The sequence below is a fragment of the Niabella soli DSM 19437 genome, from assembly GCF_000243115.2.
Classification (GTDB): Bacteria; Bacteroidota; Bacteroidia; order Chitinophagales; family Chitinophagaceae; genus Niabella; species Niabella soli.
Genome location: NZ_CP007035.1, coordinates 702,972 through 721,063, shown reverse-complemented (window position 1 = coordinate 721,063; position 18,092 = coordinate 702,972). Strand labels below are relative to the sequence as shown.

16 protein-coding genes are annotated in these 18,092 nt (G+C 46.2%); 6 read left to right on the top strand and 10 right to left on the bottom strand.

Annotated features, from left to right (window positions below):
* Positions 1-90 precede the first annotated feature (90 nt).
* The 9 genes from NIASO_RS02945 to NIASO_RS02905 form a co-directional block, all read right to left on the bottom strand.
* A complete protein-coding gene (locus NIASO_RS02945) occupies positions 91-1,494 on the bottom strand; it encodes an MBL fold metallo-hydrolase RNA specificity domain-containing protein (protein WP_008583620.1) in 1,404 nt (467 codons plus the stop codon).
* A gap of 272 nt (positions 1,495-1,766) precedes the next feature.
* Positions 1,767-2,258, bottom strand: a complete 492-nt coding sequence (locus NIASO_RS02940) for a DUF4442 domain-containing protein (protein ID WP_008583621.1) — start codon at positions 2,256-2,258, stop codon at positions 1,767-1,769.
* An 18-nt stretch (positions 2,259-2,276) separates the two neighbouring features.
* Positions 2,277-2,771, bottom strand: coding sequence for a thioredoxin family protein (locus NIASO_RS02935; RefSeq protein WP_008583622.1), 495 nt, complete (start codon positions 2,769-2,771; stop codon positions 2,277-2,279).
* A 205-nt stretch (positions 2,772-2,976) separates the two neighbouring features.
* The gene (locus tag NIASO_RS02930) at positions 2,977-5,364 is read right to left on the bottom strand and encodes a TonB-dependent receptor (protein WP_044046265.1); all 2,388 of its coding nucleotides are present in this window, start codon (positions 5,362-5,364) and stop codon (positions 2,977-2,979) included.
* A gap of 73 nt (positions 5,365-5,437) precedes the next feature.
* The gene (locus NIASO_RS02925) at positions 5,438-5,773 is read right to left on the bottom strand and encodes a hypothetical protein (protein ID WP_025298655.1); all 336 of its coding nucleotides are present in this window, start codon (positions 5,771-5,773) and stop codon (positions 5,438-5,440) included.
* Positions 5,774-6,025: 252 nt separating this feature from the next.
* Positions 6,026-6,637, bottom strand: coding sequence for a fumarylacetoacetate hydrolase family protein (locus NIASO_RS02920; RefSeq protein ID WP_008583624.1), 612 nt, complete (start codon positions 6,635-6,637; stop codon positions 6,026-6,028).
* Between the two features lie 27 nt (positions 6,638-6,664).
* Entirely contained in the window at positions 6,665-7,240 is a 576-nt protein-coding gene (gene pth / locus NIASO_RS02915) for an aminoacyl-tRNA hydrolase (RefSeq protein ID WP_008583626.1), read from the bottom strand.
* 78 nt (positions 7,241-7,318) lie between these two features.
* Complete coding sequence (locus NIASO_RS02910; RefSeq protein WP_008583628.1) at positions 7,319-7,894, bottom strand: 50S ribosomal protein L25; 576 nt, start codon at positions 7,892-7,894, stop codon at positions 7,319-7,321.
* A gap of 22 nt (positions 7,895-7,916) precedes the next feature.
* Positions 7,917-8,870, bottom strand: coding sequence for a ribose-phosphate diphosphokinase (locus tag NIASO_RS02905; RefSeq protein ID WP_025298654.1), 954 nt, complete (start codon positions 8,868-8,870; stop codon positions 7,917-7,919).
* 119 nt (positions 8,871-8,989) lie between these two features.
* On the opposite strand from NIASO_RS02905, the gene radC reads away from it, so the two are divergent.
* The 6 genes from radC (at position 8,990) to NIASO_RS02870 (ending at position 17,284) form a co-directional block, all read left to right on the top strand.
* Positions 8,990-9,679: a RadC family protein gene (radC, locus tag NIASO_RS02900; RefSeq protein WP_008583631.1), complete on the top strand. Its 690-nt coding sequence runs from the start codon at positions 8,990-8,992 to the stop codon at positions 9,677-9,679.
* A gap of 236 nt (positions 9,680-9,915) precedes the next feature.
* Entirely contained in the window at positions 9,916-11,577 is a 1,662-nt protein-coding gene (locus tag NIASO_RS02895) for an FMN-binding glutamate synthase family protein (protein WP_008583633.1), read from the top strand.
* Positions 11,578-11,806: 229 nt separating this feature from the next.
* The gene (locus NIASO_RS02890; RefSeq protein ID WP_008583634.1) at positions 11,807-13,243 is read left to right on the top strand and encodes a DUF4403 family protein; all 1,437 of its coding nucleotides are present in this window, start codon (positions 11,807-11,809) and stop codon (positions 13,241-13,243) included.
* A gap of 256 nt (positions 13,244-13,499) precedes the next feature.
* Entirely contained in the window at positions 13,500-14,618 is a 1,119-nt protein-coding gene (locus NIASO_RS02880) for a hypothetical protein (protein ID WP_008583636.1), read from the top strand.
* Positions 14,619-14,884: 266 nt separating this feature from the next.
* The gene (fbaA, locus tag NIASO_RS02875) at positions 14,885-15,955 is read left to right on the top strand and encodes a class II fructose-bisphosphate aldolase (RefSeq protein WP_008583639.1); all 1,071 of its coding nucleotides are present in this window, start codon (positions 14,885-14,887) and stop codon (positions 15,953-15,955) included.
* Between the two features lie 306 nt (positions 15,956-16,261).
* Positions 16,262-17,284, top strand: a complete 1,023-nt coding sequence (locus tag NIASO_RS02870; RefSeq protein ID WP_008583641.1) for an LLM class flavin-dependent oxidoreductase — start codon at positions 16,262-16,264, stop codon at positions 17,282-17,284.
* Positions 17,285-17,535: 251 nt separating this feature from the next.
* Here the strand turns inward: NIASO_RS02870 and NIASO_RS02865 are convergent, their stop codons facing one another.
* A complete protein-coding gene (locus tag NIASO_RS02865) occupies positions 17,536-17,934 on the bottom strand; it encodes a septal ring lytic transglycosylase RlpA family protein (protein ID WP_008583642.1) in 399 nt (132 codons plus the stop codon).
* Between the last annotated feature and the right edge of the window lie 158 nt (positions 17,935-18,092).

Below are 18,092 nucleotides of genomic sequence, written 5' to 3'. Positions count from 1 at the left end.
CAATTGCATATTATGCGCACCTTAAAAAAATGCATGCTCCCCGCCGCTGCGTCCTGGCGGTTAAACAAATCCATTCGTGGCGTTTTTTCCTTAACCCAAACCAATCTCGAAATGGCGTTCGGGCACCATCACATCCGTAAACCCTTTTTTCAACAACCGGTTTTTGAAGGCGAACTGCACTTCCGGTTCCCCATGTACTAAGAATAACGTCTTCACGGCCTTTGGGTCCTGGCAGGCCAACCATTGGCTCAGGTCTTCATAATCACCATGAGCGCTCATGCTGCGGATCTGCCCGATCTCCGCATTTACCTGGTGTTCCACACCAAATATCCCTACCTCCTTAGCGCCGGCAAGTAATCGTCCGCCCAGGGAATGCGGTTCGCAATAACCGGTCATCACAATCGCATTCCGCGAGTTCTCAATATTATTGCTGATATGATGTTTTACTCTTCCTGCATCCGCCATCCCGCTTGCGGAAATGATCACCATCGGCCCGTTCCTGAAATTAAGGGCCTTTGAATCATCCACCGTTTTTATAAAGGTCAGGCCCGGGAACATAAACGGATCGTCGTCATTTTTTAATACGTTCTGGATCGTTTTATTAAAGTATTGCGGGAACCGTTTTATCACATCTGTAGCTTCCAGGCTCAGCGGGCTATCCACATAAAACGGGATCTTGGGTAGCACCCCCTGCCCTTCCAGTTGGTTCAGGTCATATAAAATCTCCTGGGTACGTCCTACACTGAAAGCCGGCAGGATCAGTTTTCCCTTTCGTTCCACACAAACTTTGTTAACCCATTCCAGTAATTGCTGCGGCGTATCTTTAATATCATCATGTAATGAATTACCGTAGGTCGATTCCATAATGATATAATCGGCCTGCGGAAAAACTTCCGGGGAACGAAGAATAACATCACGATACCGGCCCACATCACCGCTAAACGTGATACGCGTCTCTTTCCCCTCTTCAGTAATAACCAAATGGACGCACTGGCTGCCAATAATATGCCCTGCATCTGTAAAAGAAGCTTTGACGCCGTCAATAACCTCAAACCACTGTCCATATTCCACTGTTTCAAACAACTCCATCGCTTTTTTTGCATCTTCCACATCATACAATGGTTCCAACAACTCTGGAGACACTTTTTGCCGTTTCTTTTCCAGAAACCGGGCGTCGCTTGCCTGTATCTCCGCGCTATCCATCAACAAAATATTAGTAAGATCTTTAGTTGCAGGAGAACAAAATATTTTTCCTGTATAGCCCTCTTTAACTAATTTGGGGATCAGCCCGCAATGATCCACATGCGCGTGCGACAAGATCATCACATCCACTTCGCTGCTGATGAAACCAAAATCCCGGTTCAGTTTATCCGTCTGGTCTCCCAGCCCCTGGTACATACCGCAATCCAGCAAGAGTTTCTTACCATTCTTTAAAGTGATCAAATGTTTGGAACCGGTTACTGTTTGCGCAGCACCGTGAAAAGCGACTTTCATATGATTTAATTTTTTAGGATAGGAATTTATTTCACTAACAAGATAGGGAAAGAAACGCACAGAAGCCAGAACATTTTTTGTTCTCTCACAGATTACACCGATTTGCACAGACGCCCTCGCAGCCAAAGTCTCACGCAAGGACGCAAAGGGGCAACGGCGCAACGGAAGATCATTGCCTGTTAAGAGCTTGATGGATTGCGCTGATTTTTTAATCCGTGAAAATCTGAGGAATCTGTGAGCCCTTATGGCCTCTACTAGAACGTATGCCAACTTCAAACGTTCAAACTTCCTTTTGCCTTAAACGACCAGGTAATACGGAACGTGGCAATAGCCTCCCCCGCGGCGTTAACGCCATACGAGGTTGCGGTGAATTGCTGCGGTTGTTTTTCCGCTACCGCTTTTTTAATAATTGCTGAAAGCGCAGCGCCGTCGTTGCAGGTAAAGTAAGTTCGTGTTGTGGCCTTCTTAAAAAATTCACCTTCTATTTTCACTACCAGAAGCGCTACCCGCACCGGCTGATCCATTACTCTTGCCATAGATAAAATACCAGTGCTTAGCTCCGCAGCCATGGCCAGCACTGCAAAATAAGCAGACCGGAAGGGATTTTTATTAAGCCATTTATAAGGCACAGATACTACGCAACGCTGTTCCGTCATTTCCCGGATGCGCAAGCCTGCAAGCAATGCCAGCGGTAATTTGGAAAATAAAAATAACCTGAACCGGAGCGGATGTTTTACTGTTTTTATAAACCAGGTGGAAGTCATAAGCGTTGCGTTTTTCAACTATTGCTCTTTATATTTTCCGGGATCCATCGCCCCCGGCGTCCAGTCCGCAAAAAAGCCCATTACTTTTTCTTTACTATAGCCCTTACCTTCTTCCAGGTAAGAAGAATTTTGGGTATGAATCAGCTTCCCCTCTTCATTAAGGATCAGGAACACGGGAAACCCGAAGCGCTGAGGAAAAGCAAAGCCTGCTAAAACAGGAAGATTTTTATTTTCCTTGCTGTAATTTAAATGATAAACGATATATCCCTTTTTGACAACAGAATCTATTGACGGGTCAGCTTTTGTAAAGTGATCAAACCGTGCACACCAGATGCACCAATTGCCGCCAACGGATATAAAAACGTGTTTCTTTTCTTTTTTCGCCAATGCCACGGCCTTTGCTATACCCGCTGCTGCATCGGCATTGGGATCATAGGCTTTAAAGGTCTTTAGATCCTGGGCACGGGTGCCGGTCACAGCAAAAAATAAAAGCAACGGTAAAAGCTTTTTCATTTATAGTTAAAAATTTTCGGTCAATTTATGACATTATTTTCAATAATTGCATTGACTTTTGCCACTGAAGCACAGAAGCACTAAAACCGCTGTGATTCAGTGCGTCTGTGGCTTCCCGGTCCGATTCAACCGCAATGACGCAAAGACGCGACGAAAACATATATCCTCCCCGCGCCCTTGCGCCTTCGCGGTTAAACTAAAGATATTATTGCACTTTCCATTCAAACGGTATGATCAACCGGGCGGTGAAATTTCTCCCCATTTCAAAAACGCCCACCCTTCCGGTAGCCGGGTTTTCCGGTGCATAGCGAAGGCGGCCCAGGAAATCCTGGTAGGCAACATTACCAATATTGTTCAGCGCCAAAACAAGGCTTGCCCGTTTTGTTCCGCCGACATATATATCGCTCCCGATCCCCGCATTAAAAAGGGTATAACCGGGAACCGGCGTTTCTGTCTGATAGCCCGAGAAATAATCGTTTTGCGCCCATACATGATTCATTTCCACCCTGGCATAAAGATTCCTGAAAGCATGTAATTGTGTAGGAAATTCGGTCCGCAATTCCGTTAACAGGCGCATGGGCGCTATCAGAGGCAGGTTATTTGAACCATCCACGGCATTCGTAAACTTTCCCCGGGTATAGCTGAAGGTATTTTCGAAATGCAGCCAGTCCAGCGGGTGCGGATGAATATCCAGTGAAGCTTCCACCCCATAAAGATTGGCGCTCTGCTGATCATATTTATATGCCGTAACATTACTGATAAGAGAATCTGCTCCTGCGGTATTTAATAATTTCTGAAGAAATATATAATTGTTGATATGATTAAAATACGGAGACACATTCAATGACACATGCTGCGTATTTACATCCAACCCCAGGTCCAGCGCGTAAGCATCCTCGCTTTTCAGGTATTGATTACCGATTTCGTAGCGAAAGGTTCCCTCGTGTACCCCATTGGCGGCGAGCTCCGCCATATTTGGCGCCCGAAATCCCTTACTGGCATTGGCTTTTAACGTAACCTGGTCGCTGATATCATGCGTCAAACCAATGCTTCCGGAAAAGCTGGACAGGTTCTTTTTGAAGGCTTGAAAGAGCGGCGCTCCGTCCGAATAGGTCAGTTTACTATCGATGTTCCGGTTGTCAAAGCGAACACCCCCCGTAATGATTGTTTTGTTAATCGTTTTTGTGGTAACGCCATAGATCCCCACATCAAAAAGGCCGTACTCCGGTATCAGCGCCTCTACTGCCTTATCCTGGTTTTGCTGGCTCATGCCATTTACACCAAATGCGGTCTTCCAGTCATTCTTCACGGGCAGGTGCCAGCCCAGGTTGTAATTGATCGTTTGCAGGTCAAAATAACTACCAGGAACGTCGGGCGTTGCCACATCGCCAAACTCCCGGCGCTGGTTGTGCTGGTAGGCTACCAGGGCTGTAATGCGCCCCCCGCCACCCAGGTTAAAGCTATTATCAAGCGCCACTTTAAAATGTTGAATATGCTGATTGGGAATCAGGGGGTGCCTACTTTGCCGCATCGCTGATGTGAGCGTATCATATCCCTCCAAAATAAAATTACCCGCATCGTCGCGTGCGCCATCCACCATACCTACCTGTTGGTCATAGCTGGAGAACAGCAGGTGCGTATATCCCCAGCTTTTGTTGAGGCCTATATAACCACCAAAATTCTTTTCATTGAAACGGCTGTTCAAAACGCTGCCGTCGTATTTATTTTTATAATCCCCGGCGCTTTTTAAACTACCGTAGGCATTCCAGTTAAACCCGTTTATATTGCCCGCCACATCGGCATAGCCCCCCTGCATATTATTATTACTATTAAGGTTGCCCGCGATATTGGCTTTAATGGTATTATTCGTAACCGGAACATTGGTCAATACATTAATAACACCCCCCAGCGCGTCACTGCCATACATCAGCGAAGCAGGGCCTCGCAGCACTTCCACTTTACGCGCGCTATACTCGTCAATCTCCACGCCGTGTTCATCGCCCCATTGCTGCCCTTCCTGCCGCACGCCGTCGTTCAGCGTCACCACGCGGTTATAGCTCAGCCCGCGGATGGTGGGCTTGGCAATCGCAGGTCCCGTAGTAATAACGGAAACTCCCGGCACTTTGGCGATGGCCTGCATCAGGTTAGTGCCACCGGAGCGCTGGAGGTCTTTTTCAGATATGATGGAAACATGCGCTGGCGTGGCTTTTGACAAAGTAGAGGAGGCTACGCCTGTGACCACTACTGCCTGGTTTTCCACCACCGAAACGCTCAATTTAAAATCTTTCTGGGTGGCTCCGTTAACAGCTACAGTGGTTACATAAGACTTATACCCTACAAAAGAGACGGCAATCGTAAACGATCCGGACCGAAGCGATTTTATAACATAATGCCCATTTTGGCCCGTTGTTACTGCCACTTTCAGGTCGGGCAGCGAAACAGTTGCCCCAGCTAATGGCTGGTTGGTTTCCGCATCGGTAACCACGCCTTCAATTGAACTGTTCAGCTCATCAAAAACAGGCGCAACCGTTGAAGCACTGATAAGATTATAACCCAGGAAAAGGACCATAAGTCCAATGATTTTTTTTAGCATACATATATTTAATGAACAGGATGCCGCAGTTAGAGAACTACAACCCTGTGGTTAGAAAAAATAGATTCTTCAATCAGGAAATGTATGCAGGCGGACCTCGGAGGTACGCAGGAGTCAGATAAAGAAAGAATAACGCAACCGGTTTGGGGTCCGGTATAGTCGCGGCAATAATGCGTTTTAAAAAGGACGGTTTTTTCTCCGGATCAACAAACGGAGCAGTGGTTTCAATATTTATAAAACCGCAACTGTATTCGTATTTATAAATGCTTTTTTGACCGGAATGCTCAAATAGCTGGTCTTTGTGGTGGCTGAGCGCATTGTGCAGGTATAGTTTTGGGGTAACGGCTATCGTAAAAACGATTAGCAGGCACCACCCTAACGCATACTGTATTTTACCATGCTTCCTCACTGTTTACTTTTGAAACTTTGTTGCAAAAATAAACATTTCGGTTCAAACTCTTCCTAAAATTTTTTGCTAATTTTTGAGATGGCCTGCGGCTATTGCGTTTCGGTACCTTTTGTTTTTGCGACTGAGCACAGAAGCACTGAGTTCATTTGCGCTTTCGAATTTTTTCTCACAGATTCCGCAGATTTGCACAGATTTTAAAAAACGTTCTGTGAGACCGTGCAATCTGTGACCCACACAATAGCTATTACGCTTTTATTCAACTGTTACCTGGAACACGCTTTCATCTTCCAGGATCCCTTCCAGCACATCGCCGGTTACCACTTCACCTACACCCTCGGGGGTGCCCGTAAAAACGAGGTCGCCGATATTAAGGGTAAAGTATTTGGAAACATGCGCCAGGATCGATTCAAACGAGTGAATCATATTGGATGAGTTACCATGCTGCACCAGTTCTTCATTTTTATACAGCCCGAAATTGATGGCTTTGGGGTTTGTAAAATCGCTAAAAGGGCGCCATTTTCCGATAACGGCCGAGTTATCGAACGCTTTTGCCTTTTCCCAGGGCAGGCCTTTTTTCTTTAATTCGTTTTGAATATCTCTTGCTGTAAAATCGATACCCAGCGTTACGGCGTCGAAATATTGTTGTGCATATCGTTTATTAATATAGCGCCCGTTTTTTGAAATCCGCAGCACCAGTTCACACTCGTAATGCAGTTCGTTCGTAAATTCAGGATAATAAAAAGGCAGGTGCGGTCGCAGCAGCGCACTCTTTGGTTTCATAAATACAACCGGCTCCTCCGGAACTTCATTACCCAACTCTTTGGCATGGGCAACATAGTTACGACCAATACAAATAATTTTCATACTTCAGTAGGATTTTTTCGCTTCTTGTTACAACGTATATTCTTTGTTATTTATTTCATTCATAGCAGCTTCTATGCCCTGAAATAAGAATGTTTCGATAGCCTCGGTTGCTTTTTCAATTTTTAGCTTTACCAATGCCTCTTCATCCTTGTTCCATTTTCCTAATACAAAATCAGCCTGCATACCTTTGGGGAAATCGTTCCCGATCCCGAATCGTAGTTTTGGATAAGCAGTAGTATTTAAATGTGCCTGTATGCTTCGTAAACCGTTATGGCCGCCATCGCTGCCTGCAGGTTTAATCCGCATCTTCGATAAAGGTAAGGCTAAATCGTCTAAAATCGTTAAAGATCGCTCTAAAGGTATTTTCTCTTTTCCCAGCCAGTATTGAACCGCTTTTCCACTAAGGTTCATATAAGTGGTAGGGCACACGCACACCACCGTTCTTCCTTTTATTTTCACTTCGGCATGATAGGCCAGCCGGTCATTTTTGAACTCACCCCCATGCTTAAAAACAAAAGCCGCTACAACATCAAAACCAATATTATGGCGGGTATGCGCATATTCATTTCCAATATTCCCTAAACCTGCAATTAAATATTTCATATACCTGATGTCAAATTTATTGAAAATAAAAAAGCCCACATCGGCTGGATGCGGGCTTTTTTTATTTTTTTGTAAAAATTATTTCTTAGCTGCAGCTTCTTCCTGCTTCAGTTGTCTTGTCATAACAATAGAAGCAATAGGAATACGCGGAGAGTTCATGATCTCCATGTTCTCGGCCACTACATCTTCCACACGAATGTTTGCATTGATCTCTAAATTATCAATAGGCACTTCGATCACCTCTTTCAGGTATTTGGGGAGGGTTTTTACTTTCAGGGATTTGATCTTCGAAACAAAGCGTCCGCCATCTTTTACCCCTTTAGCGCTTCCGGTAAATTTAACGGGAATGGCCGCGATCACTTTTTTGTCGTCTGTCAATTCCAGCAGATCCAGGTGGATCAGTTCGTCGGTTACTTTATCGAACTGAAGATCTTTCAGAATACATCTGTACGTAGTTCCGTCCAGGTTTACTTCCGCCAACTGAAAGTTAGGCGTATAAACCAGTCCTTTGAATGCTGCCGCCGGTGCACTGAAGTTGATCTCTTTAGCACCCCCATAAATTACAGCAGGCACGGCGCCCTGAGAGCGGATCTGGCGGGTGGCTCTTTTGCCAAACTCGGTCCTCAGTTGTCCTTCGATTGTAATTGTTTTCATTTTTATGTTGTTGTTTAATTTACTATGGATTCGACGTTCTTAAATTGGAGTGCACAAACAGGCTGGTGATACTCTTATTTTCGAACGCGTGTTTGATCGCCACTGCAAAAAGATTCGCCACGGTGATCACCTTTATCTTGTCCCCTTCCTTGCGCAACGGGATGGTATCACAAACCACCAGTTCCTGTAAAGCGCTGTTGGCTATATTTTCGTAAGCCTTACCGCTTAATATAGGGTGGGTGATCATTGCCCTAACGCTCTTTGCTCCTTTTTCCATGATCAGCCCGGCGCTTTTTGCCAGTGTACCGCCCGTATCGCAGATATCATCAATAATAACCACGTTCCGGCCTTCCACATCTCCAATTACCCGCATGCTGGCGATCTCATTTGCCCGTTTCCGGTGCTTATCGCAGATCACCATCTCCGCATTAAAATAGGAGGCAATTTCACGTATCCGGTTTGTTGCTCCTACGTCCGGGGCCGCAAAGGTAAGGTTTTCCAACTGTAATTGCTCCACATAAGGGATAAAAACCGCGTGGCTGTCCAAATGATCCACCGGAATGTCAAAATAACCCTGGATCTGTGGCGCGTGCAGGTCCATGGTGATCAGGCGATCGGCTCCTGCCGCTGTTAACATATTGGCAACCAATTTACTACCAATTGCCACCCGCGGCCGGTCCTTGCGGTCCTGCCGGGCGTACCCATAATAAGGCATTACCACGATCACTTTATAGGCCGATGCTCTTTTTGCCGCGTCAATCATCAGCAGCAGCTCCATCAGGTTATCAGAAGGGGCATAAGTGCTCTGGATCAGGAACACATAATCGCCCCGCACGCTTTCCAGGAAGTTCACATAAATCTCACCGTCGCTAAAGCGCTGGGTGTGCACTTCTCCTAAAGTACAGCCGTAGCGGCCGCATATTTCTTCTGCTAATTGTTTCGATGCCGAGCCGGCAAAAATTTTGGCTGAATGCATGTTAAAAACCGGAAGTTCCATGTTTAATACGAATGAGCGGCGAAGATATTAATAACCGGCACAATTACCCAAGCATTTAAAAATTTTTTATAGCTATAATCATTTTGTATCTTACAGGAATGAAACCTAGAAGCACCATCAAAGACTGGGCGAAAGATGATCGCCCGCGGGAGAAATTAATACTCCACGGCACGGGCCGCCTGAGCAATTCAGAACTATTAGCCATCCTCATTCATAATGGCACTTCCCGCAAATCGGCCCTGGATCTGGGCAAAGAGATCCTGCAACTCGGGAACAATAGTCTTAACGAACTGGGGAAAATGACCATTGCTGATCTTACCCGCATCCAGGGAATTGGTGAAGCAAAGGCCGTGACCATCTGTGCCGCCCTGGAACTGGGGCGCCGAAGGCAGGCCGACCGGCCGAATGGGCGCGCCATTACGGCCGGCAGCAAGCAGATCGGCGCTTACCTGCGCACCATCCTGCAGGATCATTCGCATGAAGTGTTTGTGGTGCTCTACCTCAACCAGAACAATAATATCATTCATTATGAAACGGTGAGTGAAGGAGGTATCACCGGCACCGTGACCGACCCGCGCATCATCCTCAGAAAAGCCCTGGAGAAAAACGCCGTTGGCATCATCCTGTCGCACAATCACCCTTCCGGCAATTTGTCGCCCAGCCGGGCTGATGAATATCTCACCAAAAAAATAAAAGAAGCCGCCGGTTTTTTTGATATAAAAGTAATAGACCATATCATTGTGAGCGACGAGGGATATTACAGTTTTGCCGATGAAGGGCTGCTTTAGAATGAGAAAAGGCAATAGTGAATAGTCAACGGCCGATATTTGGAGACGTCTGCCGTTTCACGCTAAAAGAACATCACATTCTGCCGAAACTATTCACTATTCACCACTAACCATTCACCCATGTCCGATCTCTGGCATTTTGCATTCAGCATTGAGCGTTCGGCGTTATGCATTCAGCATTGAGCGCTCAGCATCCGTTTTCTTCCTACATTCGCTGTTAATTGAATTCTTGTTCTATGAGACGCATTTTTCTTTTTGCATCGCTGCTGTCGCTGCTGATCACCTTTTTTCTGGCGTATTATATCAGCAGAAACTGGTATGTGGTGTTTGCGGTTTTACTGGTTGTTTCCTGTATGGGCTATTATGATATGCTTCAGACCAAACATACCATCCGGCGCATTTACCCCGTATTCGGGCGGCTGCGTTATGTAATGGAAGAATTGCGCCCGAAAATTTATCAATATTTTATTGAATCGGATATTGACGGACGCCCGTTGAACCGGATCGATCGCTCCACAGTGTACCAGCGCGCCAAAGAGGACAATGACACTATGCCCTTTGGCACCCAACTGGATGTATATGCTCCGGGTTATGAATGGATCTGCCATTCGATAGCACCTAAGAATTTCAGCAATTTAAATCATGATCCGAGGGTGGTATTTGGCAATAAAGATTGCCGGCAGCCTTATAACGGAAGTATTTTGAACATTTCGGCGATGAGTTACGGATCGCTGAGCTCCAATGCGGTTGAGGCCATGAATGCCGGCGCCCGGATCGGGAATTTTGCGCACAATACCGGGGAGGGCGGTTTAAGTGAATATCACCTGAAACATGGCGGCGACCTGATCTGGCAGATTGGAACAGGTTATTTCGGTTGCCGGGATGATAAAGGCGATTTCTCACCCACTTTGTTTGCAGAGAAGGCCCGGATCTCCAATGTGAAGATGATCGAAATAAAAATTTCACAGGGAGCCAAGCCCGGGCACGGCGGTATTTTGCCTGCGGCGAAGAATACACCGGAAATTGCAAGGATCCGGCATGTAGCTCCCGGCACAACGGTGGAATCTCCACCCTACCATACGGCTTTCAGTTCGCCTAAGGAGTTAATTCAATTTATCCGGCAATTGCGGGAATTATCCGGGGGAAAACCGGTCGGATTTAAACTATGTATTGGTCATAAAAGCGAATTCATTGCCATCTGTAAAGCAATGATCACCCACAATACCTATCCTGATTTTATTACGGTAGATGGCGGTGAAGGCGGTACAGGAGCTGCTCCGCAGGAATTCTCCAATTATGTGGGCGCCCCGCTCCTGGACGGGCTGGCCTTTGTAGATGATATTTTAAGGGGACTGAATATCCGTCATCACATAAAGATCATTGCTTCCGGCAAGATCACCACAGGCTTCCATATTGCCCGTACGATTGCCCTGGGCGCCGATGCCTGCAATTGTGCACGCGCGATGATGCTGGCCGTGGGTTGCATACAGGCATTGCTTTGCAACACCAACCGCTGCCCTACCGGCGTGGCCACACAAGACCCCAAGTACACGAGAGGGTTGGTTGTGGACGATAAGAAACAGCGCGTGGCTAATTTTCATAAACACACGGTGGCAACTTTTGTGGAACTGATGGGAGCTGCCGGTCTCGACAATGTAAAATCGATCACCCGGTCGCATATTTACCGGAGGGTATCCCTAACGGCTATGTTTACTTTTGAAGAGATCTTCCCCTCGATAAAACAAGGGTCCTTAGTTGACGGCGCCATCCCCGAAAAACATAAGATCGATTTTGATTGTGCCGACGAGAACCATTGGGGCATTGTGCCGGTGGGTGGCTGGAGCGGCGATCCGGAAAGTGATAAAAAGGTGGCAGATGCTGAAATAAGGCCGGCATAACCTGGAGCTATATCAAATGCCGGGAAGCCGGAAATACAGGAAGGTATTATTTTTCAATTAGCGCTGATTTACCGCCTTATCGCTTTCCCGGCCAGGCACAACATTTGACACCTCCCTGTTCTTTAATGGCGAGACTTCTCTTCTTCCTCCTGCGTCGAGCTCATCGCAATGACGACCCTAAATGATTGGGCACCGCAAATCCTTAACCAGAAAACGGTACTTTTATTTCATGACAAAATATTGCACAACACTCTTTCTTTTTTGCTGGATTCCTTCTGTCTTCATTTTTTGTCAGCCCGCTATCCACACTCCTGCCCCGCAACTGTCGGCGCCTGCCTACCCGGCGGCTACTGTTCCTGAATCCAACATTGATATCCCCGTTCAGATTGACCTGGCACCCTTCTTCGCGTTGGCAAATAAACAGGTAGATACACTTTTTACTTCACCCCATTTCCCTGACGACTGGGTTCAGGAAGGATGCGGCATTCGTTATAAATACAGTTTCCGGAGAGGCCCGCTCCAGTTTACCATAAAAAACACCACTATCGATATCGCTTTCACCGGTTATTATAAGATTATCGGTTCCACACGTGCCTGCGTAAACGGGAAAGCGCTTTCCCCCTGGACGCCGGCCTGTCAGTGCGGGTTTGAAGAAGGCGAGCGGAAGGTAAAAGTAGGATTAACGGTGCACCTCTTTTTAATGACCAACTACAGCATAAAAATGCAGGTGGTACGCAAGGAACCCGAACCATTGGATCGCTGCACCGTCTGCTTTTGGGGGCAGGACATTACCACATCAATACTTGATGCATTGAAAAAAGAACTGGATCAGTCGAAAGCCGGTTTGGAAAAAGGCTATGGGCGCATCGACCTGAAACCCCGGTTCCAGCAGCTTTGGAATATAATGAACACCCCTTACAATATTAATAATATGGGCTGGCTGCAGCTTAATCCGCAGCGGATACGCATCAATAATGTTACGGCCGCTAATGATCAGTTGCAGATCGGGGTTGGCCTGGCCGCCAGGCCCATCATACGGTTCGAAAAGCCTGAGCCCCTTATAACCCCTGTTCCCCATATCGGTAATTTCAGTCGCGATAAAGGCTTTCGCATTTATGCAGACCTGGTAATGAACTACGATTCGCTGAGCCGGTTGCTGACAGAACAGATCAAAGGAAAAGAATTTGTATTCAGCAAGGCTTTTATAAAGAAACGGTTTGTTTTTCAGGAATGCAGGCTGGTGGGCAGCGCGGATAATCGCCTGGTAATACAGGTACGCTTTACCGGCACCAACAACGGCTCCTTCTTCGTAACCGGAAAGCCCTTATACTATGCCGATTCCAGGACTTTCAGGATTACGGATGTAGACTTTGAACTCCAGTCAAAAAACGCCCTGCTGAAAACGGCCGATTGGTTATTTTCCAGAAAGATCACCAGCACTATCGAAACGATGGCGCAATACGATCTCACCTCAATACTTAATACTGCCAAAACCAATATCAGCCAGCAACTGAACCGTTCTTTTATTAAAGGCGTTTCAGGAAATGGTAGCATTCAGGATATTACCGTTGCAGGAATTTTCCCTCAAAGTAACTGGCTGGCTGTTCGTGCTTATTGCAGTGGTGATTTTTTGCTAAAAGTGGCGGGGATGGATTTTAAATTATAATGATGAATGCAAAATATCCAATTTCAAAATTTTAAATTCAACATTCAATGTTGTTTTCTTAAGCTTTACGGATCTTTTTATAGCCCTATGCCCCTTTTGCGCTACGTTTTGGTCCCGAATGCTTCCGGGAAAAAATGTCTCTCACCCCTACAAAATGAAATTGAAGAAGCAGTAGCGAATGATTCCCTCTGCTCGGCAACTAAGACTCTTCCACTTTAAAATTTGATATTCTTCATCTCTTATTTTAAATTGCCCTATGGACACTTCGCTTATTGACCAGTTGAACGATAAACCTTCAAGGAAAAAATTGTTATACCCTGTTAGCAGGGAATTGTCGGCCTATCTGAAACACCAGGGGCGTGAGGTAAAGCTGCCCGTATCACATAAAGAACTGCTCAATTTTACCTGGTCGGTCCCCATTAAAGACAGCGAAGGCAACTACACCCATTGGGAAAAAGCTATTTACGATAAACGGGAATGGGATTTTTTAAAAGAAGGACTGGTGAAGATCTATGCGATCCTCAAAACCGAAGGTGACATGACCTTTGCCGACCAACTGGATGTGGCGCGTATCGACTTTTGCAATTTCGGCAACTCCCTGCCCTTTCGTATCCGTATCATTAATAAGTTCAATGCCAATTTTGATCATTATTATATGAAGATCACCGATGCGTCCCGCATTTATGGACTGGAAATGGAGCATATCCTCTCCCCCAACCGCATCACCTTTTATACCGATGGCGGCACTCTGGTGGAAGAGCATATACCCGGCCTTCCGGGGGATGTTTTTGTAGACAATTATTTAGATCTTCCGGAAACCAATAAAACCCGATTTGCAAAGGAGTTTGTAAAATTCAACGAGCGTTGTTTTGTGCGGCTGCTGGGTGATATGCGCAGTTATAATTTTGTAATTGTAAGCACGCCGGATATTGAGGGATACCAGTATCGTATCCGGGCTATCGATTTTGACCAGCAAAGTTATGAAGGCCGCAAAAGCCTTTATATGCCTCAGTTTTTCAAAGAGAATAATCGTTTTGTGCAAACAGTTTTAACGCACCTGAACAAAGAATCGATTGAACAGTATAAAGCCGAAGAACGCTCTGCGATGGCGTTCCGGGTGGCAGCCGGTCGTTTCCGGTTAATGGAGTTACTCAACATTATGTCGCGGGACGAGATTGCCCCTCCGGAAAAACAAAAGCAATTGGCAGAGCAGTTGAACCAGCATTTTCATACGGCCGCTTTCAACCGGTGCAACTCCATGGGGCAGATACTAAAACTGCATTTAAAATATATGCTGCGGGAAAACCTGAAACTGATCCAGGAAAAAACCCGGTCCCTGAAAAAGCCGGTTTTTGGCCCTGTGAAAAGGAGTTAGCGTCATATTATTTGCAAAACGGCGTGCGGTATCGGAAAACGTGAAACCTGCCCGTCCGGTCAGGCGGGCGATAAACGTAAACCTCTCGCGTTTCACCTTTGACGTTTCACGATTAACATAACACTGGTTTGTAAAAAAATCAACATTTCCCCAATTAAGTTTAAACAACTTCAATATATTCTCCAAAATAGCCAATAATTTATCAGGAATAGTTAACTTAGCGCCTCGCAAATCAAACAATAAGTTATTTTAAAAAATTTTATCAAATGAGTAAATACAGAGCCGGGGTTTTGTTTGGCAAAGAGCTGGAAGACCTCTATAATGACGCAAAAGAGAATCAGTTTGCATTACCTGCTGTAAATGTGGTTGGAACCGATAGCGTAAACGCTGTTTTGGAAACCGCTGCAAAGGTAAATTCTCCAGTTATGATCCAGTTCAGCAATGGCGGGGCACAATTCTTTGCCGGCAAAGGAATGCCCAATGATAAATTGCAGGCAAATATTTCCGGAGCCATCAGCGGAGCTATGCACGTACATAATGTGGCAAAATATTATGGTGTTCCGGTTGTATTGCATACCGACCATGCGGCAAAAAAATGGCTGCCCTGGATCAGCGCGCTGATCGATGCCGGCGAGCAATTCCATAAAGAAAAAGGACAACCCTTATATAGCTCACACATGCTGGATCTGAGCGAAGAACCTATCGGTGAAAATATTGAAACTTCTGTTGAATTCTTCAAGCGCATGGCGCCTCTGGGCATGAGCATTGAAATTGAACTGGGCGTTACCGGTGGCGAAGAAGATGGCGTGGACAATACTGACGTGGACAACTCCAAATTATATACGCAGCCGGAAGACGTAGCGCAGGCTTACGAAGCCCTGAGCAAAGTAGGCAATCTGTTTACTGTTGCTGCAGCATTTGGGAATGTACACGGCGTTTACAAACCCGGCAATGTGGTACTGACCCCCACTATCCTGGATAACAGCCAGAAATTCATTCAGCAAAAATTTGGTACCGCTTCTGATAAACCGGTTTACTTTGTATTCCACGGCGGTAGCGGTTCCGAGAAAGCGAAAATCACTGAAGCGATCGGCTATGGCGCAATCAAAATGAACCTGGATACCGATATGCAGTGGGCATTTGCTGAGGGGGTATTCGACTACTACAAAAAGAACGAAGCTTACCTGCAGGGCCAGTTGGGCAATCCTGAAGGGGCAGACAAACCCAACAAAAAATACTACGACCCACGCGTATGGCTGCGCAAAGGGGAAGAGACTTTTGTAAAACGTTTGGAAGAAGCCTTCAACGACCTGAACTGTATCGGCAAAAACGCATAAGCAATTACACGCTTTTAAATAACAGACCGTTCCGGCAGAGATTCCGGGGCGGTTTTTTATTGCGGCTGCATCAAATGCCCGCTTGTATCATAGAAAACGGACGGGTGAGAATATGGAAATGTGATAATATGAAAATTATGAAACGGAGAATAAGAAAGGAGGTTCTGTCGTGAAATGATAAACCTCAGATGTCAACCCTCAAGCAAAATACTGGTTGATTACTATAAGGCAAATTAGAACCGGCCCGTGTATCGCTTTTGAAACGCTTTTTTTTATTACATTTATATAAGAAGCAAAAAAGGACGTATGAAGAAAATAGGATTTTTATCATTCGGGCATTGGGCGAACCATCCCGCCTACCAAACCCGTACCGCAAGTGACACCTTGCTTCAATCGATCGATCTGGCTGTTGCCGCCGAGGCAATCGGTTTGGATGGCGCCTATTTTCGGGTGCATCATTTTGCTGCTCAATTGGGATCACCTTTTCCTTTGCTTGCTGCCATCGGCGCCAAAACCAATAAAATAGAGATTGGAACAGGGGTGATCGACATGCGTTACGAGAATCCCTTGTATATGGTGGAAGATGCCGGGGCGGCTGATCTAATTTCAGAAGGGCGGCTGCAGTTGGGCATCAGCAGGGGCTCGCCGGAACAGGTGATCGACGGGTGGCGTTATTTTGGGTATGAACCGGCCAAAGGAGAAACCGACGCCGATATGGGACGCCGTAAGGCACTGGAGTTTTTGGATAAGCTAAAAGGCGTTGGATTTGCCCGGCCCAATCCCTACCCGATGTTTCCAAACCCACCGGGCCTGCTGCGTGTAGAGCCCCATTCGGAAGGATTGCGGGAGCGCATCTGGTGGGGAGCCGCATCCAACGCTACTGCCGTTTGGGCCGCCGAAAACGCGATGCACCTGCAAAGCTCTACTTTGAAGTATGATGAAAGTGGTAAACCGTTTCATATACAGCAGGCAGAGCAGATCCGGTTATATAAGGAAGCCTGGAAAAAGGCGGGGCATACGCGCGAACCGAGAGTGTCGGTAAGTCGGTCGATTTTCGCGTTGGTAACCGATCAGGACCGCCGTTTCTTTGGGCAGGAAGCCGACCGCGTTGATAAGATCGGAATGATCGAGGCAGATAAACGCGCCATTTTCGGAAGAAGTTATGCCGCGGAACCGGATCAGCTCATAAAAGAACTGGCGGAAGACGAAGCGATCCGGGAAGCAGATACGCTTCTTTTAACGGTACCCAATACGTTGGGCGTTGATTACAATGTGCATGTCCTGTCTGCTATTTTAAAGCATGTGGCACCTGGCCTGGGCTGGCGTTAGGGTTTAAAATATTGCGCTTGTAAAAGCGTTTTGCCGCGAACACGCTGAGGCGGTGCCTCCACAGCGAAGAGAAACCCTTTTCCTCTTTTGCAACTTTTGGGTTAATTGTAAGCAACCGTTATTAGTCATTCATTTTGAATCTATTATACTAATTAATATAAAGTTATCCATTTCACTATAGGATCTCATGGATGGGGGCGGGCAAAAAAAACGGGCCTCGTAAAGAGACCCGCTTTTGGAGAATTAAATTTTTACAGGCTGTTGTCGTCATCATCCGGATCAGGAGTCTTTCCACTCAGCACGTATACTTTCACCGGAACAACCCCCTTATCAAGCGAAGCTATTTTCTGGAAAGCCGACCGGCTCAAATCCACACGTCCCTTCATATGAGGCGCCATCCGGTCATTTACCACCACCTCTACTTGTTTACCGGTGTGCTTGTTCACTACCAGCAGCCTTGTTCCTAATTTATAAATATTAGAAGCTGCGGTCATGAGATGATCAAAATAAGTATCGCCTGTAGCCGTTTTACGCCCGTTAAAGCTTTTACTGTAAAAACTTGCTTTAGCGCTGGCCCCTGCAGTATTGGTTTGTGAAAAACTTGTCAAAGAAATGACAACTGCGGCCACCAGGATTATTACTCTCTTCATGTAACAGGTTTAAGTTAAACAATAGCTTCCAGGGAAATTGTTTCAGTGGAAGTTTGAACGCGGCTTCATTGCTGAACCCGTGAACTTTTTTTGAACAAACCTCGTGGTCTGTTTTACTGAATTACACGAACTGATTACAGAAATCAGAAACGCAAAGA